Origin of the sequence: Colwellia ponticola (genome assembly GCF_005885605.1) — a bacterium.
GTDB classification, from domain to species: Bacteria; Pseudomonadota; Gammaproteobacteria; order Enterobacterales; family Alteromonadaceae; genus Colwellia; species Colwellia ponticola.
Window position 1 is genome coordinate 422,717 of sequence record NZ_SZVP01000001.1, and the last position, 25,295, is coordinate 448,011.

A 25,295-nucleotide genomic window follows, 5' to 3' on the forward strand; every position below is an offset into this window, starting at 1 on the left:
ACACATTATTATTTATCTCCCTTCTTTGTTAACAGGTTACCCAGCGTTGTATGTCTACAGTACTATATGAACACCCGCTTAATGAGCGCATACGAAGTTATTTAAAGCTTGAGCAACTCTTCGCTCAGGCCTATTCATGTATCAATAACGACTTAGCGATAAAAGTCAGTCACCCGATATTCTTTAATGCACTTTTTTCTATTTTAGACACCTTAGAGCGCAACGATATACGTGGCGAGTTAATAAAAGATTTAGAGAAGTTAGAACAAAATCTTGTTGTTTGGTCAAAAGTGCCTGATGTAGACACCACCGCCTTAACTGAAAACTTAACAGAAACCGTTAAACTCATTGCCCACCTTAGAGTATCTCGACCTACTTGGTGGCAGTTAAAAGAAGATAAACTGCTGACTTGTTTAAGACAACGCTTTGCTATACAAGGAGGTAGTTCAAGCTTTGATTTACCACAACTGCATTTTTGGCTGCACCAAGATGAAAGGCAAATCAAAGGTGAACTTAAACAATGGCTAAGCTTATTAATCGATATATCATCAGCACTTGCTATTATCCTCAAGTTTATTCGATTACGTGCAGAGTTTGAGTCGATAGAAGCAGATAGTGGTTTTTATCAAGATAACGGCGAAGGTTTGTTATTATTACGGATAAAATTAGCGCATGACGCCAGTTATTACCCGACCGTCAGCGGTAATAAGTTTCGTTATTCCATTCGTTTTATGCTGCCTTGCCAACACACCGGCAGACGTTATGCTAACCAAGCGACAGCCTTTGAGCTAGCGCGCTGCTAACGTTTTACTCATCAGCGATACTAAGCTTATGACTAATACCATTCTGCATAAAGAAGTGTTCACTTAGAATGGCATGGACGACAGTAGAACAAATAAAATTTATGCCGATATAGTTACCCTACATCAAGTAAATTTTATGACGTTATCATGGTGTCCATGCATTCCCAAAGGGCCATTTTTAAAGGCTTATATGCATCGTTATTGATTTTGACAAGGGAACAACCCTTGCCTACAATCAATGCCTTGCCTCTAAGCCTTTAAATTCTGGCTAAGAGATCACTTTCTTATGCAGATTGGTATAACTATTCCATCCCCCACACTTTCCTGTATAATTGCTAAAAAATATCGCTTCAATCCCTTTAACTTTTTTTAAGAAATATACTACCATGACTTTAAAAGTGGCTTGTCCTCAATGTAAAGAAACTGTTTTATGGCAAGAAAGCAGCGAGTTCCGTCCCTTTTGTAGTAAACGCTGCCAATTAATTGACCTAGGTGAATGGGCTGATGAGGGTCATAAAATCAGTGAAAACATTCAGGTTGATACTGCCTTATCAGAAGAAATGCTTGATGCGATGGAAGACGAGTTTTTACTTAATAATAAGTTTTTCGTTGAACCTGAATAAAGCTAATAGCTTTATTGTGCTAACAGCTTATCACTGAGTTTCTAAAAGCTTGTCAATGATTGCTTTATTGGCCGCTGGAAAATCTAATGTTTCAAATTCATTTAACCGATACCAGCCCTCTCCTTGACCTTCTTGGGCACTAGGCTCACCAAGGAAGTTATCGACAATAAATACATCTAAACAAACACGCTTAGCCGCTCCTTTACTCTCCTGAACATTGTTACTAACTACTTTTCCGGGGTAAGTATGCTCAATTTTAATCAGCGGCTGACAAGATAAGATATCAATCGCTACTTCTTCTTTAAGCTCTCTAGCAAGCGCCTGAGCAACGGTTTCATTTGCTTCCACTTTACCGCCAGGAAATTCCCACTTCCCCCCTTGATGAGCCTGTGCCAAGCGCTTAGTTAAGAAGTATTCTGCACTCCCTTCTTCACTAACTCTGCTAATAACACCTACGGCAACATGTACTGTTTTTTGCATAATATTTTTACCTACGTTTCTAGCGGTCTCTAAGTTATAAAATAAAAATGCCAGTCATGAGACTGGCATTAATTCATTAATACGAATACGTTAATGACTCGGTTTAGGCATTAGCTGATTACGCTAACTTACCATGACACTGTTTATATTTTTTACCTGAGCCACACGGACAAGGCTCATTACGACCAACGCGCGGCATTTGTGCTTGTTCAACTGAAGCTTGACCTGATTGGAAATCCATCGGCAATTCTTCGGCTTTTCTATGCTGCTCTTCTACCGCTTCAACATCTGATTCAGCACGAATTTGTACTTTAGATAAAATACCAACAACATCATATTTTAAGTTATCTAGCATTTCAGTAAACAGTTCAAAAGACTCACGTTTAAATTCTTGCTTAGGATTCTTTTGCGCATGAGCACGTAAACCAATACCTTGACGCAAGTGATCCATAGCCGATAAATGCTCTTTCCAATGCGAGTCTAAACTTTGTAGCATAACTGCTTTTTCAAACTGACGTAATACCTCTGCGCCAACAGCATCTTCTTTGTCTTTATAGGCTTGTTCAAATTCAGCAATAATTTTTTCACGCAAGGTCTCTTCATGAAGCTTATCATCTTCTTCAAGCCATTTTGCAATAGTTAATTCCGTTGCGTACTCACCTTTTAACTGTTCTTCAAGGCCTTGAATATCCCACATTTCGTCTAAGGATTGTCGTGGAATGTGCTGATCAATAACACCGTTAATGACATCATTTCTAATCGCGCTGACGACTTCTCCAATATCTTCATTATCAAGTAATTCATTACGTTGCTCATAAATAACGCCACGCTGATCGTTAGCCACGTCATCATACTCAAGTAGTTGCTTACGCATATCAAAGTTGCGTCCTTCGACTTTACGCTGCGCATTTTCAATACTACGAGTAACCCAAGGATGTTCAATTGCTTCGCCATGCTCCATACCCAGCTTACGCATCATGTTAGAAATACGCTCTGACGCAAAAATACGCATCAATGAATCTTCCATTGATAGATAGAAACGAGTAGAGCCCTCATCACCTTGACGTCCAGAGCGACCACGAAGTTGGTTATCAATGCGTCTTGATTCATGTCGCTCTGTAGCCACTATATGTAAGCCACCTAATTCAAGCACGCGTTCATGGTCAATTTTCCATTGTGCTTTTGCTTTAGCGATATCTTCATCAGTAGGGTTTTTTAACTTGGCAATAATGGCATCTAAATTACCACCTAATACAATATCGGTACCACGACCGGCCATATTAGTGGCGATAGTAACGGCATTTTCTTTACCCGCATCAGCAACAATTTCAGCTTCTTGTTGATGGAACTTAGCATTAAGTACCTTGTGTTTAATCTTTTTCTTTTTCAAGAAATCAGATAAAAACTCTGAGGTTTCAATAGCAATAGTACCTACCAGTACTGGTTGACCTCGCTTCACACACTCTTGAATATCCGCTAAAATGGCGTCAAATTTTTCTTCGGTTGTTAGGTAAATTAAATCAGGTAAATCTTTACGAACCATAGGTTGGTTAGTGGGGATAATGACCGTCTCTAAACCGTAAATATGGCTAAACTCAAACGCTTCAGTGTCTGCTGTTCCTGTCATACCAGAAAGCTTTTCATAAATACGGAAGTAGTTTTGGAAGGTTATAGAGGCTAGTGTTTGGTTTTCATTTTGAATATTGACCCCTTCTTTGGCTTCAACCGCTTGATGTAAACCTTCTGACCAACGACGGCCTTCCATTGTACGACCCGTGTGTTCATCAACAATCACGATTTCATCGTCTTTAACGATATAGTCGACATCTTTATGGAATAATTTATGTGCTCGCAGCGCCGCCATAACATGGTGTAATAAGGTAATATTAGCGGCTGAGAATAAGGTATCACCAGCAGTTAATAACTCTTTTTCGACCATGATCTCTTCAATATGAATTTGACCGCGTTCTGTTAAATAAACTTGTTTGGCTTTTTCATCTATAGTGAAATCACCGGTGCCCTCTTCACCCTCTTTGTCTTCTTCATCTTGCTGCTCAAGGGTCGGCACTAGGGTATTAATAATTTTGTACAAAGCAGAGCTATCTTCTGCTTGCCCTGAAATAATTAATGGTGTTCTGGCTTCATCAATTAAAATTGAGTCAACTTCATCAATAATGGCAAAGTGTAATGGCTTTTGTGCGCGCTCTTGTGGTGAGAACACCATGTTGTCACGTAGATAGTCAAAACCAAACTCGTTGTTGGTGCCGTAAGTAATATCAGCTTGATAAGCCGCTTGCTTAGCTTCTGTGTTCATGCCAGCAATATTGCAACCAACCGTTAAGCCAAGAAATTCAAATAATGGTCGACTCCAATCAGCATCACGCGTAGCTAAGTAATCATTAACGGTAATAACATGAACACCTTTGCCAGTTAAGGCATTAAGGTACGATGGCAAGGTTGCGGTTAGCGTTTTACCTTCACCGGTACGCATTTCCGCTATTTTTCCGTCGTTCAGCACCATGCCACCAATCATTTGCACATCGAAGTGACGCATTCCAAAAACACGTTTACTGGCTTCTCTTACCACAGCAAACGATTCAACTAAGAGTTGTTCAACGGTTTCGCCTTGAGTATAGCGCTCTTTAAACTCAGTGGTTTTAGCTGTTAACTCTTCATCACTTAATGCTTCTAAAACCGGCTCAAGTGCATTGATTTTGCTTACTTCTTTGCTCATTTGTTTTAGTAATCTATCATTTCGACTACCAAATATTTTTGTTAACAAGTTTCCAAACATCTTATTTAAACCATTTGTTGAGAGTTATTAGCGACCATAGAGCCACCGTTTTTGATTTGATTATGATAACCGAGTTTCGACGATTATTTTCCTTTTCGATAAACAAACTTGATTGGATTGATTTGTTTATTATTCTTTAATATTTCATAGTGAACATGTGAGCCAGTTGAGCGACCTGTACTACCCATTCTGGCAATTGCTTGCCCTTTATTAACCACATCCCCAACATTAACCAGCAACTTTTTACTGTGTCCATAACGCGTCGTTAAGCCATCACCATGGTTTATTTCAACCAGTAAACCATAGCCATAACGCTTACTTGCCCAAGTAACCACACCTGATGCTGTCGCAATAATCGCGGTATCTTCTTTATCGGCAAAGTCGACACCTTTGTGCATTGTTGGCTTGCCGTTAAAGGGATCTTTGCGCACACCATAGTAAGAAGACAACCAACCTTTTGCGATGGGGCGGCCAGATAAGTAGCTATTATTTTGTATATGGTGACCAAAAGTTACAGATTCAAGCATTTGTAACTGTTTTTCTTCATGATTTATTGAATTTTCAAAGTTTTCAATTTCACTAAAAAGCTGTTCAAAGGTTTTATCCGTTACGGGGAAGTCTTTAGATACCGGACCACCACTTGCTGGCAATTGACTAAAATTAAATTCATTAGTGGGAATATTGGCATTATCTGCTAAGCGATCACCCAGTGCATTTAACCGTAAAACTTGGCTTTGTAACTCTGCCAGTTTAATTGTTAACGCGGTGATAATTGGCTGTTCAGGATGTGGTTGTGTAATCTTGTCTTGACTAGACAGTTGATATTTTTCACTATTAGGTTGTAGCTTATTGCTGACAATAAGATGCACAATCAACCCAGAAATTAACGCAAACGCGCAAAGCGCCGACAACCAATGCAATTTAGTGAGTTGCATTGAAAATCTGACGTTCTTTCCTCGGTACAGTAGTGTTAAACTCATAGGCACCTTTTCGGTTAAATTATTCAGTTAATTTATCAGCTCACTTATTTACTGCTAAGCTGTTACTGAATTTTACGATTAACAATGTTGGTAATAACAATGGCTAGAAAATCAAAAGTACCTATTAACATGTCTGCGCTATTGCAAACAACGACAGGCACTTTGGCACATATTCAAACAAAAACCAACTCTTTGACGATTTTGGCAGATATTGTACGCCACATTTGCCCTGATTTACCAGCAGATGCTTGGCATATTGCCAACGCCAGACAAGATACACTTATTATTGAAGTTAAGTCGCCTGTTTGGGGGCAAAGATTACAGTTTGAGCGCAATAATATTTGCAAAGCCTTGGTAAGCGCTACTAATGGTAATTTTCAAAAAATAGAAATTAAAATTAATCCACAAGGCTTTCGCCAACAACGCCATGAAGTGACCGAAAAAAAACGTGCTGAACTGGTGCAGTCAGCCGTAACAACCTATCAAGCTAGTGGCGTGGTTAATGAAAAAACCGCTAAGCAGTTTTTAGACATTGCAAAAAATGCCCCTAAAGGCTTAAAAGAGAAGCTGGAAAAATTAGCGCGTGTAGCTGGTAAAAGGTAAGGCATTTACCCCTTAAGTATGCTGCTAAATATAACTAACACTGATTAAAATGCTGCAGCATTTATTTCTTGGTACTCTATTGGTGACGGTTTATCACCTTCATAGGTTACCCATTCCCATGAGTCTGTTTGTTTAAACACTTCTCTTAGTAGTAGGTTATTTAGACCATGACCTGATTTAAAAGCGTTTAATTCGCCTAAAATACTCGCGCTACACATATAAAGATCGCCAATAGCATCTAATATTTTATGTTTTACGAATTCATCATCATAGCGTAATTCGTTTTTATTGAGCATACGGTAATTATCAAGCACGATGGCATTTTCTAAACTCCCCCCTAAGGCTAGGTTATGAGATCGTAAAAACTCAATGTCTTTCATAAAGCCAAAAGTACGAGCGCGACTAATTTCTTTAATAAAAGAACAACTAGAAAAGTCCATGCTCATGGTTTGACAGGTTTTTTCAATGACTGGGTGCTCAAATTCAATAGCAAAGTTAACCCTAAAACCTTCATGTGGTAATAACTCAGCCCATTTATCACCTTCTTCAACACGAATAGGTTTTTTTATGCGTAAAAAACGCTTAGGAGCATTTAACGTTTCAATCCCCACAGATTGAATTAGGTAAACGAAAGGTAAGGCACTACCGTCCATAATAGGCACTTCAGCGGAGTCTACATCGACAAATAAATTATCTATGCCTAAGCCAGCCACTGCTGAGAGTAAATGCTCAACAGTAGACACCTTGACTTTTTGCTCATTAACCAAGCAAGTACATAACGTGGTTTCGCCGACAGCTTCAGGTGTCGCTTTTATCTCAACTACAGGGTTAAGATCAATACGACGGAAAACAATACCGGTGTTTACTGGTGCAGGACGGAGAGTAACCTGCACTTTTTCACCTTTATGTAAACCAACACCTACTGTTGAAACACTTGTTTTTATTGTACGTTGCTTAATCATATTAGCCTCGTTTACCTTGCTTTTTATTCGTTAATAAATGCACTTGCTGCTATAAAACATTACCTAGACCTGAGCCATGTAAGTATTTATAGATAGCATTTTATTTTATCGTTAAAGTGATAAAGTTACTGTTTGTTTTATACTAATCATTGTAATTACTAGCGCCATTACTGGCACCTTAGTATGCTGTTATTACAGTATAAACCAATGTAATAGGCCTTTACGTAAGCTCAAAATACCGCGAGTGATAGCTCAAGTAAACGCTCAACACATTACTGATGCAACAACTGTCCCAAGAACTAAAACCTGTAACAATCATTTATATATCAATATGTTAATTACTGAACTAACCTCTACTTTAACAATAAAAATAAGCTTTACAGTCGTTAACTCACTTTAACCGGCGCACAATATAGCAAGAAAATACGCTAAAATCAAAAACACTAACAACAACAACCTTGATAAGCAGCGTTTAATAGACTGCCAACAATGATCTAATTAGTCTGCTTGTTTACGTAAAAATGCTGGGATATCTAAATACGTATCTAAGTCTGTCGCGACTACTTTTTGTGCATTACTATCTGTCATCGACACGGTTTCTGTGTCTAAATTAGTCTGTGGCGCTGCTGGTGTATAATCACTACCGACAACTTTAGGCTCAGCTGTTGGTGCGGGAGTTACGAGTGTTATATCAGGCTTACTTTCAGCGCCAATACCCGTTGCTACAACCGTTACACGAAGCTCATCGGTCATGTCCATATCAATAACTGCACCAACAACCACAGTAGCATTTTCAGAAGCGAAGGCTTTAACAGCATTACCAACGGTTTCAAATTCGTCGATACTAATATCCATACCGGCAGTAATATTAACCAAAATACCACGCGCGCCTGCTAAATCTACGTCTTCAAGTAGAGGACTTGAAATAGCCGCATCAGCTGCTTCTTGTGCTCTATCCTCACCTGAAGCAATACCAGATCCCATCATGGCTGTGCCCATTTCAGACATAACAGTACGCACATCGGCAAAGTCGACGTTGATCAACCCTGGACGAGTAATAAGCTCAGCGATACCTTGCACCGCACCAAGTAATACGTTGTTAGCTGCTTTAAAAGCGTCTAATAAACTTGTTCCTGGCCCGAGTACTTTCAATAACTTTTCATTAGGAATAGTAATTAATGAGTCGACACTTTTAGATAAGAATTCAATGCCTTGATCGGCATAATTCATACGTTTCTTACCTTCAAACGGGAACGGTTTTGTGACCACTGCAACCGTTAATATACCCATTTCTTTAGCAATTTCAGCAACTACAGGCGCTGCACCCGTACCTGTACCTCCGCCCATACCTGCTGCGATAAAAATCATATCGGCACCTTGTAAGGCTTGCTTAATTGTTTCTCGGTCTTCTTCAGCAGCACAACGGCCAATTTCTGGGTTAGCGCCAGCACCTAAACCTTTAGTGACATCAGCACCAAGCTGTAAAGTAACATCTGCAGAAGAGTTACGTAACGCTTGTGAGTCTGTATTAGCGGTAATAAACTCTACCCCTTCAATGGTTTGCGAAACCATGTGTTCAACGGCATTACCACCACCGCCACCAACACCAATCACTTTGATTATTGCTTCTTCGTTATGATCTTCCATTAGTTCAAACATTTTTCTCTCTCCGTTTTACTTACAATACTTTAAATTCTTAATAACTGTTGCTAAATAATATTAATTAACAACAACTCGAAATAACTGTTATGTCCCTCTAACAGTGCACTACTTAGTTGTAGATTCGTCTTTAAAACTCACCTTTAAACCAAGCATGTATTCTTGACCAAATATCACCAACGCTTTCTCGTTTACTTTTCGTGTTTTCTACTTGGCTTGTTGCCTGCATACCGTAATGTAAAAGGCCAACAACGGTTGCATAACTTGGATCGTTTACATATTCTTTCAAACCTTGTACCGCTAATGGCTTAGCAATGCGCACCGGCATTTGAAAAACCTCTTCAGCAAACTCAAGTACACCTTCCATTTTGGCGGTGCCGCCTGTCAACACATAACCAGCAGCAATTTGATCTTCTAAACCAGACTCTCTAACTTCTTCTTGAATAAGTTCAAATAGTTCTTGATATCTTGGCTCAACCACTTCGGATAACGTATGACGTGACATTGAACGAGCTGGACGTCCGCCGACACTAGGTACATCAATACTGTCTTCCATACTTACCATGTGTTTTAAAGCGCAAGCGTACTGCACTTTAATATCTTCAGCATGACTTAAGGGGGTTCTAAATATTTTAGAAATATCACTAGTCACTTGATTACCTGCTACAGGTATTACTGCAGTATGGCGTAAAGTACCGCCAGTAAATACTGAGATATCCATAGTACCTGCGCCCATATCAACCACACAAACGCCTAACTCTTTTTCATCATCTGTTAATACCGCATAACTTGATGCAAGCGCAGAAAAAATTAATTGATCAGCAGTTAAGTCACAGCGTTCAACGCATTTTACTAAATTTTTAGCCATATCGTTAGCGCAAGTAACAATATGTACCTTAGCTTCCATACGTACACCTGACATACCAATAGGGCTTTTAATACCGTCTTGACAGTCAATGCTGTACTCTTGAGGAAGTACATGTAGCATACGGCGTTCTGCCGCAATAGGCACTGAGCGCGCTGTATGAATAACATTGTCTATGTCTTCTTGATTAACTTCTTTGTCGTTAATCGGCACCATGCCATTTTCATTTTGACAACTAATATGCTTACCAGATATGCCTAAATAAATAGAACTTATTTGGCAGTCAGCCATTAATTCAGCTTCATTAATGGCGCGTTGTATTGCTTGAATAACTAAATTCAAATCATTTACACCGCCTTTATCCATACCACGAGCAGGTTGATTACCAACACCAATAATACTTAATTGGTTGTCTGGTGTAATTTCACCTACCGCCACAGATATCTTGGAGGTGCCTATATCAAGGCCAACCACTAACTTTCTTTCTGCTGCTTTAGACATTTATCTTAAACTCTTCCACTGATCGTGCTTATTTGCTGCACTCGTTTTAGGTAATTACTATGCTGGCTTTTTAACAAGCGATATTTCGTCTTGTATAGCGGCTCATATTGTGTTTTATGCTGAGTAACATTCTCTATTGTTTTCCAACCAACAGCCAATCCCGTATCATACCGCAAATCAATGTAATCAACCGCCTGATTTTTTTCATTTTCTGCAATTATTTTTTCTTTAAGTTGCGCTTTTATTAGCGGATAAACATCCATAAAACGTTGTATACGCTCTACTCGCTCTTCACGCCCTAAATTAAGGGTTACGCCGTCATTTAAAGTGAGTAGCCAAGAGAAGCGTTCACTCAAGACTAATTCATCTATCTCTAGCGCCTTAAACTCAAGTAATGCATTGAGATCTCTATAGTTTTTTAATGCCATCACTTCACTGCCTTCCGGGCCAAAGAAGTGGGGTAAATAGTGTTTTATACGAGCAGTGTCTGCTTGAAAAACCTGTCCTAATTGATTAATTAAAAAACTGCCATTCCATAATGCAACTGGACTTTGATCAACCACATATATTTTTAATTCGTTGGGCCATTGTTTACGCACTGCCACCGAATAAACCCAAGGCAAGGTCAACACATAATTTTGTACTTCATTTACATCAACCTGAAAGAAATTGCCCATATCAACTGATTCAATCGCTTTAATGATATCGCTACGTTCGCTATAAGGCATTTCACCTGAGATCACAATCGAGGTCACTGGCGCACTTTCTTGACCAATAATCTGCTGAGTAAGCCACCAACTAATCGTTATTAGACTAAATAACACCATGACAAAAAAAGCTAAGCCCAAGCCAAAAGACAAAGCACTTGCATGACCTTGTTCGGTTGCTTTTAGTGCTAATTTTTGAGCTTTTTGTTGCACTCGCGTTTGCGTAGTCTTTTTTGGCTTAGCCGTCATAATGGTTGTTTTACTCTTTTACGCTAAGTAATAATATTTGTGTTACTAACTCACTAAAGTTAAGGCCAAAGACATTCGCCGCTTTAGGTACTAATGATGTTTCTGTCATACCTGGTACGGTATTTACCTCTAATATTTGCCATTGACCTGCGCTATTACGCATAATATCAACTCGTCCCCAGCCTTTAGCGCCTGTTGCATTAAACGCCTTAACCGCTAAGGCTTTTACTTCATTTTCATCGTCGTCACTTAAACCACATGGGCAATGATACTGAGTGCTGTTTGATTGATACTTTGCTTCGTAGTCATAAAACTCACGTGGCGTTTGCATATGAATCACCGGTAAGGCTTTATCACCTAAAATGGCAACAGTATATTCAGGCCCATCAATCCAAGCTTCAAGTAATACTTGATCATCAAAGCCAAATGCTTCAATTAACGCGTTATGTAATTGTTCAACGCTTTTTGCTTGCGCCATACCAATACTTGAGCCTTCATTGGCGGGTTTTACCATGACTCGACCACCTAAGTCAGCCAAAATATCAGCTAGTGATAGTTGTTCAAAATCAACTTTATTGACAACAAAAAAAGCTGCCGTTGGTAAGTCACAGGCTTTAAATACCTGCTTACTACGTACCTTATCCATAGACAACGAAGAGCCTAAGACATTTGATCCCGTATAAGGGATATTTGAGTATTCAAGCGCCCCTTGTAAACAGCCATCTTCTCCACCTCGACCATGTAACGCAATAAATACCCGGTCTATATTACTATTTAACAGCTCTGCTAATGGCATGGCTTTGGTGTCAATTAACACCACATTAAAGCCTGCGGCTTGCAACCCCTTAGCAACCGCTTGTCCTGATTTAAGTGACACGTCACGCTCTGCTGAATGTCCACCATAAAGCACAGCAATTTTTTCTTGTTTTAATTTTTTTAAAGCATTAGTTTGTGTGTTAGTCATGACTTAGCACCTTGGGTTAAAGCGTCAGTAGCAGGTTGAACTATTTTGTTTGTCGCTGTTTCTGCTGGCGGCTTACTTTGCAATAAACTGTGCTCAGCTAAGTTACGCGCGACCATACCAATGCTGCCCGCGCCTTGGGTAATAACCATGTCATTGTCTTGTAATTGCGTTGCTAATAATTGTGCTAATTTATCAACGTCTCCGACATAAATAGGTTCTATTTGACCACGTTGACGAATTGATCGAGCTAAGCTTTTACTGTCTGCTGAGGCAATAGGCGCTTCACCTGCTGCATAAACATCCAGTAAAAATAAACAATCTACTTCTGAAAGTACTTCAACAAAATCTTCATATAAATCACGTGTTCGAGAATAACGATGTGGTTGAAAAACCATCACCAGACGTTTATCTGGCCAGCCTTGACGCATGGCTAAAATAGTTGCTTTGACTTCACTTGGATGATGACCGTAATCGTCAACTAGCACCATATTACCCGCGTCGGTTGTTAACGATGCGAGTTGTTCAAAACGTCGACCAATGCCTTCAAATTCAATGAGAGCCTGACAAATGGCTTCATCTTCTACCCCTTCGTCTTTAGCCACGGCTACCCCTGCTAACGCATTGAGTACATTATGCTGCCCAGGTAAATTAACACTCATATCAAGAGGTGCTTGCCCAGCAACTTCAACGGTAAAATGACTAACACCACCTTTTTGTTGATAATTAGTTGCTCTTACATCTGCGTCTTTTGAAAAACCATAAGTGATCACTTGACGACTAATACGAGGCAATAATTCACGTACGACGGGGTTATCAATACAGACAACCGCTAAACCATAAAAAGGTAAATTGTGTAAGAAGTCGATATAAGTATCTTTCAGCTTTTCAAAGTCACCTTGATAGGTTTCCATGTGATCTTCATCGATATTGGTAATAACCGACACCATAGGTTGTAGATGCAAAAATGATGCATCACTTTCATCGGCTTCAGCGACTAAATAACGGCTACTACCTAGTCTTGCATTGGTACCGGCACTGTTGAGTAAGCCACCAATAACAAAGGTTGGATCTAATTGTCCTTGCGCAAAAATACTGGCAATTAAACTGGTGGTGGTGGTTTTACCATGCGTACCTGCAATCGCAATACCATGGCGAAAACGCATTAACTCTGCCAACATTTCTGCTCGTCTCACCACGGGGATACGTAATTTTTTTGCTTCGAGCAGCTCAGGATTATCATGTGTAATTGCGGTAGAGACCACAATGACACTGGCCTTAGCCACGTTATCTTTATGATGGCCAATGACAATACTTGCTCCTAACGCGGTTAAACGTTTAACCACCTGGTTTTCACCAATATCAGAGCCTGATATTTGATAGCCCTCATTAAGCAATACCTCGGCAATCCCCCCCATACCAGCGCCACCTATACCAACAAAGTGAATACGCTTTACCCGGCGCATTTCAGGCACCCGCGTAGCGCTTGAGTTAATCCCTTTTCTTGAGCCTGTACTTGGCTCTATGCTTACGTCAATGTTATTTTTTGAGCTATTAGTTAAGTTAACTTGCTTAATCATATCTTCTCTTCATTATTGCTAAGTGCTGTGTCATTGGCTGCTAAAAGCTGTTGGCACAATGTCGCTACTTTTTTACTCGCATCATTACTCGCTGCACCAAACGAAGCGCTCGCCATAGTGGCTAAGGTATCTTCTTGGTCGAATAACTCAGTAATTAACGCGGTAACACTTGCGTGATTCAACGTCGACTGTGGCAATAATCGTGCTCCACCAAGGTTGACGAGAAAAAGTGCATTTTTTGTTTGATGATCATCTACTGCATGTGGCAAAGGTACAAAAATAGCGGGCTTTGCTGCCATAGCTAATTCTGACACGGTTAAAGCGCCAGCACGACAAATAACAAGATCGGCCCACTGATACGCCGCTGCCATATCAGTAATAAATTCAGTTACTTTGACTTTGTTCGTAACGGAACTATGAGTAATAGGAGCATCCGTGGCAATATGGCATTGAGCATAAGCCTCACTGACCTTGTCTTTATTACCTGCACCCGTTTGATGCCAAATGTAAAAGCGTTCATCGCCACTGGCTAAACTGGCAAAACTGCTCGGCATAACGTTATTTAATACTTGTGCGCCAAGACTGCCGCCAACGACTAATATGTTTTTAGTTCTTTTATCATTCTTCACCGACTTAGCTAACAGAGTTTGCTGAGCAATTGAGGCACGCAAAGGGTTACCTACCACTTCTGCTACAATATTACCCGCAAAGGCATTTGGAAAAGCACAACAGACTTTATTCGCAATACGAGCTAGTAATCGATTACTTAACCCCGCAGCGGCATTTTGCTCATGAACAATTAACGGTATATTACTTAACCATGCCGCTAAACCACCAGGAGCACTGGCATATCCCCCCATGCCTAATACTACATCAGGCTGTACCTTTTTTATTACCCGCTTAGCTTGTATTAACGCTCGTACCAATTTAAAAGGCATGGTTAATATAGCTAATACTTTTTTACCACGCATACCACTGATTTTGATAAAGGAAATATCATAACCGTAATCAGGCACAATATTAGCTTCCATACGATCTGCAGTACCTAGCCAATGAATATTCCAGCCTTGTGCTTTAAGTTCATCAGCCACCGCAATACCTGGAAATATATGACCACCAGTACCTCCGGCCATCACTAATAATGTTGGTGGTTTATGCTGATAAGCTTGGCTGTTATCTTCTTTGCTGCTGACCATTATTTATTATCACTTTCGTTGGTACTTTCAATACTACTGCTTTTAACAACTGCGTTCTTTGTTCTTTTGGAACTAGTCGCTTGAATACTTTGCAGGCGAATTTCATGATCAATACGTATTAACAAGACTAACGCTAACGTCATTACTATCATTGAACTACCACCATAGCTAATCAGTGGCATCGTTAATCCTTTAGTAGGCACAATACCCGCACTGGCCCCAATGTTAACAGCCGCTTGAAAACACATCCAGATACCAATAGCGTAGGCTAAAAAGCCTTCAAAATACTTTTCTTTGGCTAAGGCATAACGCCCGAGAATAAGCGCTTTATAAACTAGGGTCATACTAAGTAGTAACACCACACTAATGCCAACAAAGCCAAATTCTTCGGCAAGAACCGCCATAACAAAATCGGTGTGAGCTTCTGGCAAGTACTCTAGTTTTTGTATGCTGTTACCTAAGCCTTGTCCTAAAAACTCACCACGACCGTAAGCCATTAATGATTGAGTCAGCTGATAGCCACTGCCAAAGGGATCTTGCCACGGATCTAAAAAACTGGTTACTCGTCGCCAACGATAAGGTTCAAAATACGCCAGTAGCCCTAACGATGTTGCCCCAACTAACGCGACGCAAATAAATTGCCATAACTTAGCACCCGCTAAAAACAACAAACCAAATGTGGTAACAAACATGACTATCACAGTCCCTAAATCTGGCTGTAATAATAACAAGATGGCCATAACACCAAAGACAATTAATGGTTTGATAAAGCCTCTTATATTTTCCATAACTTGCTCTCGGCGTCGAACGAGGTAAGCAGATAAATAACAAAAAAAGAATAATTTCGCCGGCTCTGCAGCTTGTAGTGTAATAGGGCCAAATGAAATCCAGCGAGTTGAGCCGTTTACCGACCGCCCTATTAGCAATACCGTAATCAGTAAAACAATGGCAAACCCTAATAAGTAACTACTATTCTTATGCCACCACGCCATAGGCACTTGTAAGGCAACCCCGGCAATAGCAAGGCTTAAACCGATATAAATCCCGTGGCGAATAACAAAGTGAAATGGATTATTAAATAAACGTTCAGCCACAGGTATAGAAGAAGAGGCCACCATAACTAAGCCAAGCATATACATGGTTAAACCAAGTACCACAAAGCTTCTATCAAAAACGCTTGCCCCGTATTGATTTGAGCGAGCCATTAAGCGATTAATCCACTCTGGCAAAGGCGGTATAGTTACTTGTGTTAAAGTTTTAGCGATTGCCTGTGTTGTCTCTAATGTTGCCGTTCTTGCTAAGGTCATCGTTTTTGCTAAAGACATATCTTTTGTGAAGGTGCTACTTTTATCTAAGCTGCTATTTTTTTCTAAGGTGCTACTTTTATCTAACGACATGACAGCTCCTTAGTATTAATGACAGCATTACTGGTAACAGCGGCAATAAACTCTTCACCGCGCACCATATAGTTTTTAAACATATCAATGCTCGCACAAGCTGGTGAAAGTAATACCATATCTCCTGGTTGAGCTATGGCTTTAGCCTGAGCTACTGCAGCAACTAAACTATCAACTTCAATAGCATTACTGACTAAATTAGCGAGTTGAGCACCATCTTTACCTAAGGTAATTAACTGACTAACTTCATTATTTAACATGATTTTAAGGGGAGAGAAATCAGCGCCTTTACCCTCACCACCGGCAATAAGAATTAACTTTTTATTACTATTTTTATTGTTATTTAGCGTTGGTGCTAAGCCTTTAAGCGCGGCGAGTGTCGCGCCAACATTGGTCGCTTTTGAGTCATTAATCCATTGAATTTCATCATGACTTGCCACGCGTTGACAACGATGTGCTAAACCAGTGAAACCAGCAAGACTTTCGCTCATCGCTGATAACGGCCAACCAGCACTGTAACCAAGGGCCAATGTTGCCATATAATTAAGCGCATTATGCATACCCGCTAGCGGTAATTCATCAAGTGCAATAAGTGCTTGCTCACCAAACATTAACGTTTGTTTATTACCAATAACAGCTAAGCCAAAATGCCCTGGCGCAGGAGTAGTTAAACCAAAAGAAATAACCTTTTGTCCTGCAACCAAGGTGTTAGTGGCTTTATCTTCTCGGCTAATTACCGCGATGTTCGCTTGAGGATAAATACCTTGTTTAATCGCTTGGTAATTAGCTAAGGTTTTATGCCTATCGAGATGATCATCACTCAAATTAAGCACACTGGCAGCAATAGCTTGCATGCTAGTTAATGTTTCGAGTTGAAAACTAGAAAGCTCAACAATAACAAGTTCAGGAGTAAGATTTGCTTGGCTAATACTCGTATTATTTTGCGCGAGTAAATCAAGAATTGGCTCACCAATATTGCCTGCTAATGCGGCATTAACGCCAAGAGCATCAGCTAAATAAGCGAGCATTGACACCACTGTCGACTTACCATTTGAACCCGTAACCGCCAACATTTTCATTGGCTTAGGGCTACTATTGTTGACTAAACAAAATAGCTCTATGTCACCTATCACGAGACAGCTTTGTGATATAACAGTCGCCAGACCTTCAGCCGCTAAATCGATACCTGGGCTAGCAATAATAATATCAGCACGAGCAATTAAGTCTTGTTGCCATTGACCAAAAACAAAGACAGCATTGGAATAATCCTTCTGATACTGTTGTTGCTCAGCAGCACTTGTAAACGGCATAGCACGTGAATCATTAACAGCTAATGACAAACCTTGCCCATGCAAAAATCGCACGCATGACAACCCCGTCATCCCTGCTCCTAGCACGACAATATTTTTATCTGTAAACGCTGTTAACCCTGTCATCACTTCTTTATACTCACCTGTTTGTTAATTTTTTAGCTAATATTTTTATCTACTTTGCTTAACGTAACTTTAAGGTCGCTAAACCGATCAGTACTAACACGATTGAAATAATCCAGAAGCGGACAATAACCCGCGGTTCTGGCCAGCCTTTTAATTCGTAATGATGATGAATAGGCGCCATACGGAAGATACGTTGGCCACGCATTTTATAAGAACCCACCTGTAAAATAACCGACACAGTTTCCATCACAAAAACGCCACCCATAATAAACAACACTAATTCTTGGCGCACAAGTATCGCAATAACGCCTAACGCCGCCCCTAGGGCCAGCGAGCCAACATCACCCATAAAGACTTGCGCTGGGTAAGTGTTAAACCATAAAAAGCCCAAGCCCGCGCCAACAATGGCAGTACAGACCACCACTAACTCACTGGTTAAAGCAATATGAGGAATATTCAAATAGCTAGAAAAGTTAACGTTGCCAGTAACATAAGCGAATAAAGCAAAAGCACCTGCCACCATAATCGTTGGCACAATCGCTAAACCATCAAGACCATCCGTTAAGTTAACCGCATTTGAGGTACCAACAATCACGAAATAACTCATCACCACATAAAATATGCCTATTTGCGGTAATAGCTCTTTCATAAAAGGGATTAATAAAGACGTTTCATTAGGACCTTGAGCAATAAAGTATAAAAATAATGCCGTACTTAACCCGATAACGGTTTGCCAAAAATACTTCCAACGGGCAATAAGCCCATTGGCATCTTTGCGCACGACCTTACGATAATCATCAACAAAACCAATAATGCCAAAACTGACAATAACGAATAACACTACCCAAACATAAATATTACTTAAATTAGCCCACAGTAAAACACTGACCACGATAGAGGCGAGTATTAACAACCCCCCCATAGTTGGCGTACCAGATTTTGATAAATGGCTTTGAGGACCGTCGTCTCTTACTGTTTGACCAATTTGCATTTTTTGTAAATAACGGATCAATTTCGGGCCAAAATATAACGAAATAAACAACGCTGTTAACGTGCTAATAATGGCGCGAAATGTTAAGTAAGAAAAAACATTAAACGCTGAATAATATTGAGTTAAATACTCACCTAACCACAATAACATTAAACGGTACCTTCTTTACGTGCTTGCGCGCTGATTTGACTGTTATTAACCTGCTCTTCATTAACTTTATTAGTTTTATTTACATTAATAGCCGTTTGACTCACTTGATTTTGTCCTTGTTGGGTATTTATTTGTTTGACCCATTGAATGATTGCTAACACAACATGCTCCATATGGGCACTGCGTGATCCTTTTACCAAAATAGCAATATCTTGCTGACTAGCACAGAAGTGTTGCTTAAGTAGCTTAAATAAATGAGTCATTAAATCAGGGTTTTGCTTAAAGTGCTGACTTTGTTCATTATTGGGGTTGTCTTTAATAAAAGCATCACTAGCACTTTGACTTAATACACCCAATGACAATAACGTATTTACTTGTAACTGCTTAGCAAACTCACCTACCTCTTGATGGTAACTACGCGCTTCACTGCCTAGCTCCCCCATATCACCTAAAATAAACAGTTTTTTACCAGAATAATTTGCCAATAACTGCGTCGCGGCTTTAGCTGATTCAAGGTTGGCGTTGTAACTATCATCAATAAGTTTGATGCGACAGCCGCTTTGTAACTCGGTTAATTGATATAAATTAAGCCGACCTTTTACTGGCTGCATTTGGGCTAAACCTAGCTTAATATCTTTAAGGCTGGCACCAAATTCTAGCGCAATACAAGCAGCGGCAACCGCATTAGCAACATTGTGTCTACCTGGTATTGTTAGGGTTATATCGCAATGCCCTTGAGCGCTTTGCAAGGTAAAACTGGCGCAGCCATTGTCGTCTAACGTAACATTTTCGCTATAGCAATCAGCCGTACTAGCGCAAGAAAAGGTACGTACTTTTTTATCCGTCAAGCGCCATTGCCACTTATCTGTATGCAATGTGTCTTGGTTGTATATAGCAACACCTTGCTCACCAAGGGCTGAAAATATTTCCCCTTTAGCACGCGCGACGCCACATAAATCGCCAAAGCCTTCTAAGTGCGCTGCAGCAATATTATTAATAATGGCCACATCGGGCTTAGCCAGTGCGGTGGTATAGGCTATTTCCCCCAAGTGATTAGCGCCCATTTCAATAACGGCAAAATCATGACTACTGTCTAAGCGCAGCAAAGTAAGAGGAACGCCAATATCATTATTAAAGTTACCGTTAGTTGCGAGTACTTTGCCTAAACGAGATAAAATAGCGGCAACCATTTCTTTAACGGTAGTTTTACCACTACTGCCGGTAATACCAACGGTTTTAGGCGCAAGTTCCTTTTTCACAAAGGCGGCAATATGACCAAGAGCAATACGGGTATCACTGACTATTAATTGTGCAGTGCCGGTTATATCATGTAGTTGATGATCTACAATCAGTAATTGACAACCTTGCTCAATCACTTGCTGTGCAAAGCGATGACCATCAAAGTTAGCCCCTTTAAGTGCAAGAAAGGCGGTGACTTTATCGGTATTTACAGTAATAGCACGGCTATCGATAACGAGATCATTGATAGTTAAGGCATCAAGACAAGTTGCGCTGTCATCCCCGACAGTAATAAGCTCACCGCCGGTAATTTTAGCTAACTTAGCGAATGAAAGAGTGATCATAAAATGACCTCGTTAGGTAGTGTTATTTTTGACGCTAGATTAACGTGTCTTTGATAAAAATCCTGTACGACTAAACGCTCGTTATAAGCCAATTTTTGTGTGCCAATAACAACACCATTATCATGCTTTGCCACAATAACGTAATCCTCATGACCTTTGCCTGCCAACAAGACAATATCGCCAACGTTGGCTTTAGCTAAGGTAGTTAACACCGCTTGCTTTCTATCTAACGTTACCGTAATTTTTTCCGCATCAGGGTGAGTAAAACCAGCGACAATATCTTGTGCGATTAATTGAGCATTTTCAGTGCGTGGATTGTCGTTAGTTACCACCAAAAAATCAGCATGCTTTTCCGCTGCTTGCGCCATTAAAGGTCTTTTACCTTTATCTCTATCGCCGCCACAGCCAAAAACAACATAAAGCTCACCTGAACAATGTTGACGACAAGCTTGCAGTGCTTTTTCTAGTGCATCTGGCGTATGGGCATAATCAACCACAGCAGTAGCTAAACCTTTAGCATTAGTTGCTTCCATTCGACCAGCAATAGCACTTACCTGACCAACCAAATTGGCAATATCACTCAATGGAACGCCTTGAATAAGCAATACACTGATAGCCGCAAGTAAATTATCAATATTAAAATCACCCAATAATGGGCTAATGATATCAACTTCACCTAAATGACTTACCAAGGTAAAAGAAACACCATGACTATGACGGACAATAGCCTTAGCGGTAACAAAATAACGACATGATTGAATAGTTTCTTCGCGACCATATACCCAAAGTGTTTGTTGCACCGGCCAGTTTTCTAGCCACTTCTTTGCTTGTACATCATCAAAATTTACCACGGCAACTTGGTTATTAGCAGCGGTAAAAATTTGTTTTTTAGCAACACCATAACTTGCCATTGAACCGTGATAATCAAGATGATCGCGGCTTAAGTTAGTGAATAAGGCAATATCAAATAAATCCGCTTGCACACGTTTTTGTGATAGCGCATGCGATGATACTTCCATTGCCACACAACTAAACTTGCCATCAACAGCATGCTCATCATTAAAACGATGCAATAATTGATGTAATTCACACGCTCCTGGAGTCGTGTTTTCAATGGGCTGTAAGCTATCAAGACCACCAGCACCATTGGTACCAATAACTGCACAGGGGTTATTATAGGCCGTTAACATTTGTGCTAATAATTGGCTGGTGGTGGTTTTGCCGTTGGTGCCGGTAATCCCTACTATCGTCATATTATTTTGCGGCGCTTGATAATAACTTTTGGCTAGCGTAAATAGCTGTTGGTTAAGTTGATAAAACTTAACCATAATGATCGCGGCAGCTATAGCTTCGCTTTGTTGACTCGCTTGCACATTGGGTAACATAACCACATCACCATGCTCGCTGATACTTTCACATTCAGCAATGATGAACTTAGCACCTTGCTCGATAGCTTGATCAATGTATTGACGACCATCTTTATCATGACCAATAATGGCGCAGAAAATATCACCTTCCACTACAGCTCGACTGTCATTGTGCATATCACCGCAGTAGGCCAATAAACTAAGATTGTTACTACTATCATTGCTCGCGTCATTGCTAAATGTATTAGCCAAATTTATGCCAAAATGAGTTAAGCATTTAATAATATCTTGGGTAGTGGGTTTAGGCATGATGCGCTCCTAACGCTATTGTGGTCTTAGGATGCTTAGCCTCTATATGCTTATGCGCTGTTTTTGAGCTTTGGGCATCAGGAGCAATATTTAGCACACGAAGTGCGCCTTTCATTACCCGTGAAAATACTGGCGCGGCGACTTCGCCGCCATGATAAAGATCACCACTTGGTTCATTAATGACCACAACCACGACAACCTCCGGATTAGAGATAGGAGCAACACCGGCAAATAAGGCAACATAATCATTACCATAGCCACCAGCAACTGCTTTAATTGATGTACCTGTTTTACCTCCGACACGATAACCGTCAACCTTGGCTTTTGGCACATGCTCATCAACTACCGTTTCGAGCATATTAGTCACAGCAATACTGTTTTTAGCTGAAAATATTCTTTCTTTATCTTGTGGTAATGTTTTTTCCCCATTAGATTTAACAATGGTTAATCTGCGCTTTATGCCGCCATTAGCCAGCGCCATATAAAAGCGGGTTAATTGCGCAGGGGTTATAGCAAGTCCAGCTCCCCAAGAGAGTGTTGCTAATTCAAATTGTGACCAACGACTTCTATCATGCATCATACCGGCACTTTCGCCGACTAAATTAGTGCCGGTACTATTGGCAAAGCCAGCATCAAAAAACTTAGTTAATAAATAATCTTTAGGAACAGAAAGTGCTAACTTAGTCGTGCCCATATTCGATGAAGTAGTGAGTATTTCTTCAATAGATAATTTTCCACGGTTAATAGGGTCACTTACTCGACGCCCCCCTAAGCGCATCCAACCTGGGCTGGTATCAATAATAGAATTAGCCGTGGCAGAGCCAAACTCTAATGCCGTTAACGCGGTGAGTGGCTTCATAGTAGAGCCTGGCTCGTAAATATCAGTAATAGCGCGATTTCTAAAACGATGAATAGCGGTATTACGACGATTATTGGGGTTATACGAAGGGCTATTGGTCATGGCCAATATTTCACCGGTATGAATGTCTGCGACGACGACCGAGCCGGAGGTAGCTTTAAAAGCTTGTACCGCACCTTTTAACTCTTTATAGGCAATGGCTTGAATACGTTGGTCAATACTCAAGGTAATATCTTGTGCTTGCTCAGGCTCTTCTACTGAAATAATCTCAATTTTTCGGCCTTTAGCATCTTTTCTAAAGCGTTTAGCGCCACCAGTACCGGTTAATACGTCGTCATACATACGCTCAATGCCTTCAATCCCTTTATCATCAACATTGGTGAAACCGATAAGATGAGCACTAATTTCACCCGTAGGATAAAAGCGCTTTGATTCTTTGCGTAAATGTATACCTGGAATTTTTAATTCTTTGATGTAATTTGCCATCGCTGGCGAAATTTTACGCTCTAAATAAATAAAGCGTTTAGTCGGCTGATCAATAACGCGCGCAGTCAGTTGTTCTATGTCCTGATCAAGTACATCAGCCAGTGCCTGCCAATGCTTAGTCATTGCAAGGGCGTTATTATCCATAATGATTTTAGGATCAGCCCACACCGTTTCAACCGGTACACTAATGGCAAGCTCAGCGCCGTTACGGTCAACAATCGAACCACGTTGCACACTATTCGCAGCAACACGTAATGAACGTAAATCGCCTTGCTTTTGCAACATTTCAGGTTCAATTATTTGAATATAAGCAGTGCGTGCCATCAGGCTACCATAGATGAGGGCAATAACAGCCAGCACTAAATAATATCGCCAAGGGGCAGTATTTAGTGGGTTATTATTTTTGGCTGATTTTTTATTCACACCGCTCTCATTTAAGTTGCTTTATTCTAAGGTTACAATCACTTCCGAATTTGCATTCGGACGTTTCATCTGCAAGAGTCTTTTTGCTTTGCTCTCAATTGCACTGTGTTCAGCCAAACTATTTTGTTCTAATAATAAATTGCGCCATTCAATATTCAATTCATCTTTTTTTGTTAACAGTACTTCAAGCTCACTGGTTTTTTGTCGGTTAAGATGGCTGTAATAAATAACAGAAAACGAAGACAAAACAACAAATAACAATAAAATATAAGTGACGCTATATCGAACAATATCTTGCCAAATATCAAATACTAAGGCGCGCGCAGCCATAACTAATCGATATTTCTTGCTAAGCGCTCAGCAACTCGTAATACCGAACTACGAGAGCGTACATTTTCTTCAACTTCACTTTGACTTGGTTTTAATCTACGTCCAACCAACGCAAGCTTTTTACCTTTGTTTAATTCTTCCTCACTCACTGGTAAGCCTCTTGGTACTTTTTTACCCTGTGAATATTTTTTCATAAATTGCTTAACCAAGCGATCTTCAAGAGAGTGAAAACTGATAACAACCAAACGACCACCTTCTGCTAAAACATCAAGTGAGGCAGCCAGTGCTTTTTCAATTTGCTCAAGTTCACTATTGATATACATGCGAATAGCTTGAAAGCTGCGTGTTGCTGGATGTTTTTTTATTTCTCTTTGTGGTGCTGTAGTTTTAATAAGCTTTGCTAATTGACTCGTTCTCGTTAGCGGCGCTTCTTCTCGAGTATCAACAATGGCATTAGCAATGCGCCAAGCATGTTTTTCTTCACCGAAAGTACGCAGTACCCAGGTGATATCTTCCACATCGGCAACCGCTAACCACTGTGCAGCGGTTTGACCTTTACTGGTATCCATGCGCATATCAAGCGGACCATCTTTCATAAAGCTAAAGCCTCGTTCAGCTTCATCAAGTTGCGGAGAAGATACCCCAAGATCAAGTAAGATACCGTCAACCTTACCCATTAAGTTATGGGTCTCAGCAATATCAGCTAAGGCAGCAAAACCTTGATGTTCAATCAAAAAGCGCGGATCATCTTTGAATTTTTCAGCAGCAACAATAGCGCTTGGATCACGATCAATGGCAATTAATCGACCGCTATCTGATAACTGACTTAAGATAAGCGCTGAGTGTCCGCCGCGACCAAAAGTACAATCGATAAAGCAGCCATCACCTGTTATGGCTAAAGCATCAACGGCTTCATTAAGCAGTACGGAGATGTGAGAAGTGTCTAATTCCATGTTATATTTTTACAGCCTTGGTTCGCGAAAGTATTAATACTTTATAAA

At 40.3% G+C, this 25,295-nt stretch carries 21 protein-coding genes; 3 read left to right on the forward strand and 18 right to left on the reverse strand.

Annotated elements, in window-relative coordinates; all coding sequences use genetic code 11:
• Nucleotides 1-50 precede the first annotated feature (50 nt).
• On the forward strand, nucleotides 51-803 hold the full coding sequence (gene zapD, locus FCS21_RS01805; RefSeq protein WP_138620263.1) for a cell division protein ZapD: 753 nt from the start codon (nucleotides 51-53) through the stop codon (nucleotides 801-803).
• Nucleotides 804-1,189: 386 nt separating this feature from the next.
• On the forward strand, nucleotides 1,190-1,426 hold the full coding sequence (gene yacG, locus FCS21_RS01810) for a DNA gyrase inhibitor YacG (RefSeq protein WP_118056166.1): 237 nt from the start codon (nucleotides 1,190-1,192) through the stop codon (nucleotides 1,424-1,426).
• A gap of 30 nt (nucleotides 1,427-1,456) precedes the next feature.
• Here yacG and mutT read toward each other — a convergent pair whose 3' ends face one another.
• From mutT to FCS21_RS01825, 3 genes are all read right to left on the reverse strand, one after another.
• The gene (mutT, locus tag FCS21_RS01815; protein ID WP_138620264.1) at nucleotides 1,457-1,906 is read right to left on the reverse strand and encodes an 8-oxo-dGTP diphosphatase MutT; all 450 of its coding nucleotides are present in this window, start codon (nucleotides 1,904-1,906) and stop codon (nucleotides 1,457-1,459) included.
• A 118-nt stretch (nucleotides 1,907-2,024) separates the two neighbouring features.
• Complete coding sequence (secA, locus tag FCS21_RS01820) at nucleotides 2,025-4,700, reverse strand: preprotein translocase subunit SecA (RefSeq protein WP_138620265.1); 2,676 nt, start codon at nucleotides 4,698-4,700, stop codon at nucleotides 2,025-2,027.
• 83 nt (nucleotides 4,701-4,783) lie between these two features.
• A complete protein-coding gene (locus FCS21_RS01825; protein ID WP_138620266.1) occupies nucleotides 4,784-5,680 on the reverse strand; it encodes a M23 family metallopeptidase in 897 nt (298 codons plus the stop codon).
• Between the two features lie 99 nt (nucleotides 5,681-5,779).
• Here FCS21_RS01825 and FCS21_RS01830 point away from each other — a divergent pair, with 99 nt between their 5' ends.
• Nucleotides 5,780-6,283, forward strand: coding sequence for a DUF721 domain-containing protein (locus FCS21_RS01830; RefSeq protein WP_138620267.1), 504 nt, complete (start codon nucleotides 5,780-5,782; stop codon nucleotides 6,281-6,283).
• A gap of 44 nt (nucleotides 6,284-6,327) precedes the next feature.
• Here FCS21_RS01830 and lpxC read toward each other — a convergent pair whose 3' ends face one another.
• The 15 genes from lpxC to rsmH form a co-directional block, all read right to left on the reverse strand.
• Nucleotides 6,328-7,245 carry a UDP-3-O-acyl-N-acetylglucosamine deacetylase gene (lpxC, locus tag FCS21_RS01835; protein ID WP_138620268.1) on the reverse strand — a complete coding sequence of 306 codons (918 nt, stop codon included), beginning with the start codon at nucleotides 7,243-7,245 and terminating at the stop codon, nucleotides 6,328-6,330.
• Nucleotides 7,246-7,743: 498 nt separating this feature from the next.
• Nucleotides 7,744-8,904 carry a cell division protein FtsZ gene (gene ftsZ / locus FCS21_RS01840; protein WP_138620269.1) on the reverse strand — a complete coding sequence of 387 codons (1,161 nt, stop codon included), beginning with the start codon at nucleotides 8,902-8,904 and terminating at the stop codon, nucleotides 7,744-7,746.
• Nucleotides 8,905-9,034: 130 nt separating this feature from the next.
• Entirely contained in the window at nucleotides 9,035-10,270 is a 1,236-nt protein-coding gene (ftsA, locus tag FCS21_RS01845; RefSeq protein WP_138620270.1) for a cell division protein FtsA, read from the reverse strand.
• A gap of 5 nt (nucleotides 10,271-10,275) precedes the next feature.
• Nucleotides 10,276-11,226 carry a cell division protein FtsQ/DivIB gene (locus FCS21_RS01850; RefSeq protein WP_138620271.1) on the reverse strand — a complete coding sequence of 317 codons (951 nt, stop codon included), beginning with the start codon at nucleotides 11,224-11,226 and terminating at the stop codon, nucleotides 10,276-10,278.
• Nucleotides 11,227-11,236: 10 nt separating this feature from the next.
• A complete protein-coding gene (locus FCS21_RS01855; RefSeq protein ID WP_138620272.1) occupies nucleotides 11,237-12,190 on the reverse strand; it encodes a D-alanine--D-alanine ligase in 954 nt (317 codons plus the stop codon).
• Nucleotides 12,187-13,653, reverse strand: coding sequence for a UDP-N-acetylmuramate--L-alanine ligase (murC, locus tag FCS21_RS01860; RefSeq protein ID WP_246046967.1), 1,467 nt, complete (start codon nucleotides 13,651-13,653; stop codon nucleotides 12,187-12,189). The genes FCS21_RS01855 and murC overlap by 4 nt, the downstream gene beginning before the upstream one ends.
• A gap of 110 nt (nucleotides 13,654-13,763) precedes the next feature.
• Nucleotides 13,764-14,963 carry an undecaprenyldiphospho-muramoylpentapeptide beta-N-acetylglucosaminyltransferase gene (gene murG, locus FCS21_RS01865; protein WP_138620274.1) on the reverse strand — a complete coding sequence of 400 codons (1,200 nt, stop codon included), beginning with the start codon at nucleotides 14,961-14,963 and terminating at the stop codon, nucleotides 13,764-13,766.
• Nucleotides 14,963-16,288, reverse strand: a complete 1,326-nt coding sequence (gene ftsW, locus FCS21_RS01870; RefSeq protein ID WP_138620515.1) for a cell division protein FtsW — start codon at nucleotides 16,286-16,288, stop codon at nucleotides 14,963-14,965. Before ftsW ends, murG begins: the two co-directional genes overlap by 1 nt.
• Nucleotides 16,289-16,350: 62 nt before the next feature.
• The gene (gene murD / locus FCS21_RS01875; RefSeq protein WP_138620516.1) at nucleotides 16,351-17,796 is read right to left on the reverse strand and encodes a UDP-N-acetylmuramoyl-L-alanine--D-glutamate ligase; all 1,446 of its coding nucleotides are present in this window, start codon (nucleotides 17,794-17,796) and stop codon (nucleotides 16,351-16,353) included.
• 58 nt (nucleotides 17,797-17,854) lie between these two features.
• Complete coding sequence (gene mraY / locus FCS21_RS01880) at nucleotides 17,855-18,937, reverse strand: phospho-N-acetylmuramoyl-pentapeptide-transferase (RefSeq protein WP_138620275.1); 1,083 nt, start codon at nucleotides 18,935-18,937, stop codon at nucleotides 17,855-17,857.
• On the reverse strand, nucleotides 18,937-20,520 hold the full coding sequence (locus FCS21_RS01885) for a UDP-N-acetylmuramoyl-tripeptide--D-alanyl-D-alanine ligase (RefSeq protein WP_138620276.1): 1,584 nt from the start codon (nucleotides 20,518-20,520) through the stop codon (nucleotides 18,937-18,939). Before FCS21_RS01885 ends, mraY begins: the two co-directional genes overlap by 1 nt.
• Entirely contained in the window at nucleotides 20,517-22,196 is a 1,680-nt protein-coding gene (locus tag FCS21_RS01890; protein WP_138620277.1) for a UDP-N-acetylmuramoyl-L-alanyl-D-glutamate--2,6-diaminopimelate ligase, read from the reverse strand. Before FCS21_RS01890 ends, FCS21_RS01885 begins: the two co-directional genes overlap by 4 nt.
• On the reverse strand, nucleotides 22,189-23,964 hold the full coding sequence (locus FCS21_RS01895; RefSeq protein WP_138620278.1) for a peptidoglycan D,D-transpeptidase FtsI family protein: 1,776 nt from the start codon (nucleotides 23,962-23,964) through the stop codon (nucleotides 22,189-22,191). The genes FCS21_RS01890 and FCS21_RS01895 overlap by 8 nt, the downstream gene beginning before the upstream one ends.
• Before the next feature lie 21 nt (nucleotides 23,965-23,985).
• A complete protein-coding gene (gene ftsL / locus FCS21_RS01900; RefSeq protein WP_138620279.1) occupies nucleotides 23,986-24,294 on the reverse strand; it encodes a cell division protein FtsL in 309 nt (102 codons plus the stop codon).
• Between the two features lie 2 nt (nucleotides 24,295-24,296).
• Nucleotides 24,297-25,247: a 16S rRNA (cytosine(1402)-N(4))-methyltransferase RsmH gene (rsmH, locus tag FCS21_RS01905; RefSeq protein WP_138620280.1), complete on the reverse strand. Its 951-nt coding sequence runs from the start codon at nucleotides 25,245-25,247 to the stop codon at nucleotides 24,297-24,299.
• Nucleotides 25,248-25,295: the final 48 nt, after the last annotated feature.

Excerpts from the sequence above, each read along its gene's own strand:
- zapD (WP_138620263.1), top strand. The coding sequence starts at position 51 with ATGTCTACAGTACTATATGAACACCCGCTTAATGAGCGCATACGAAGT.
- ftsZ (WP_138620269.1), bottom strand. The coding sequence starts at position 8,904 with ATGTTTGAACTAATGGAAGATCATAACGAAGAAGCAATAATCAAAGTG.
- murG (WP_138620274.1), bottom strand. The coding sequence starts at position 14,963 with ATGGTCAGCAGCAAAGAAGATAACAGCCAAGCTTATCAGCATAAACCA.
- FCS21_RS01855 (WP_138620272.1), bottom strand. The coding sequence starts at position 12,190 with ATGACTAACACACAAACTAATGCTTTAAAAAAATTAAAACAAGAAAAA.
- mutT (WP_138620264.1), bottom strand. The coding sequence starts at position 1,906 with ATGCAAAAAACAGTACATGTTGCCGTAGGTGTTATTAGCAGAGTTAGT.
- rsmH (WP_138620280.1), bottom strand. The coding sequence starts at position 25,247 with ATGGAATTAGACACTTCTCACATCTCCGTACTGCTTAATGAAGCCGTT.
- mraY (WP_138620275.1), bottom strand. The coding sequence starts at position 18,937 with ATGTTATTGTGGTTAGGTGAGTATTTAACTCAATATTATTCAGCGTTT.
- murC (WP_246046967.1), bottom strand. The coding sequence starts at position 13,653 with ATGCGCCGGGTAAAGCGTATTCACTTTGTTGGTATAGGTGGCGCTGGT.
- yacG (WP_118056166.1), top strand. The coding sequence starts at position 1,190 with ATGACTTTAAAAGTGGCTTGTCCTCAATGTAAAGAAACTGTTTTATGG.
- secA (WP_138620265.1), bottom strand. The coding sequence starts at position 4,700 with ATGTTTGGAAACTTGTTAACAAAAATATTTGGTAGTCGAAATGATAGA.
- ftsA (WP_138620270.1), bottom strand. The coding sequence starts at position 10,270 with ATGTCTAAAGCAGCAGAAAGAAAGTTAGTGGTTGGCCTTGATATAGGC.
- FCS21_RS01890 (WP_138620277.1), bottom strand. The coding sequence starts at position 22,196 with ATGCCTAAACCCACTACCCAAGATATTATTAAATGCTTAACTCATTTT.
- FCS21_RS01825 (WP_138620266.1), bottom strand. The coding sequence starts at position 5,680 with ATGAGTTTAACACTACTGTACCGAGGAAAGAACGTCAGATTTTCAATG.
- FCS21_RS01885 (WP_138620276.1), bottom strand. The coding sequence starts at position 20,520 with ATGATCACTCTTTCATTCGCTAAGTTAGCTAAAATTACCGGCGGTGAG.
- lpxC (WP_138620268.1), bottom strand. The coding sequence starts at position 7,245 with ATGATTAAGCAACGTACAATAAAAACAAGTGTTTCAACAGTAGGTGTT.
- ftsW (WP_138620515.1), bottom strand. The coding sequence starts at position 16,288 with ATGTCTTTAGCAAAAACGATGACCTTAGCAAGAACGGCAACATTAGAG.
- FCS21_RS01850 (WP_138620271.1), bottom strand. The coding sequence starts at position 11,226 with ATGACGGCTAAGCCAAAAAAGACTACGCAAACGCGAGTGCAACAAAAA.
- murD (WP_138620516.1), bottom strand. The coding sequence starts at position 17,796 with ATGACAGGGTTAACAGCGTTTACAGATAAAAATATTGTCGTGCTAGGA.
- FCS21_RS01830 (WP_138620267.1), top strand. The coding sequence starts at position 5,780 with ATGGCTAGAAAATCAAAAGTACCTATTAACATGTCTGCGCTATTGCAA.
- ftsL (WP_138620279.1), bottom strand. The coding sequence starts at position 24,294 with ATGGCTGCGCGCGCCTTAGTATTTGATATTTGGCAAGATATTGTTCGA.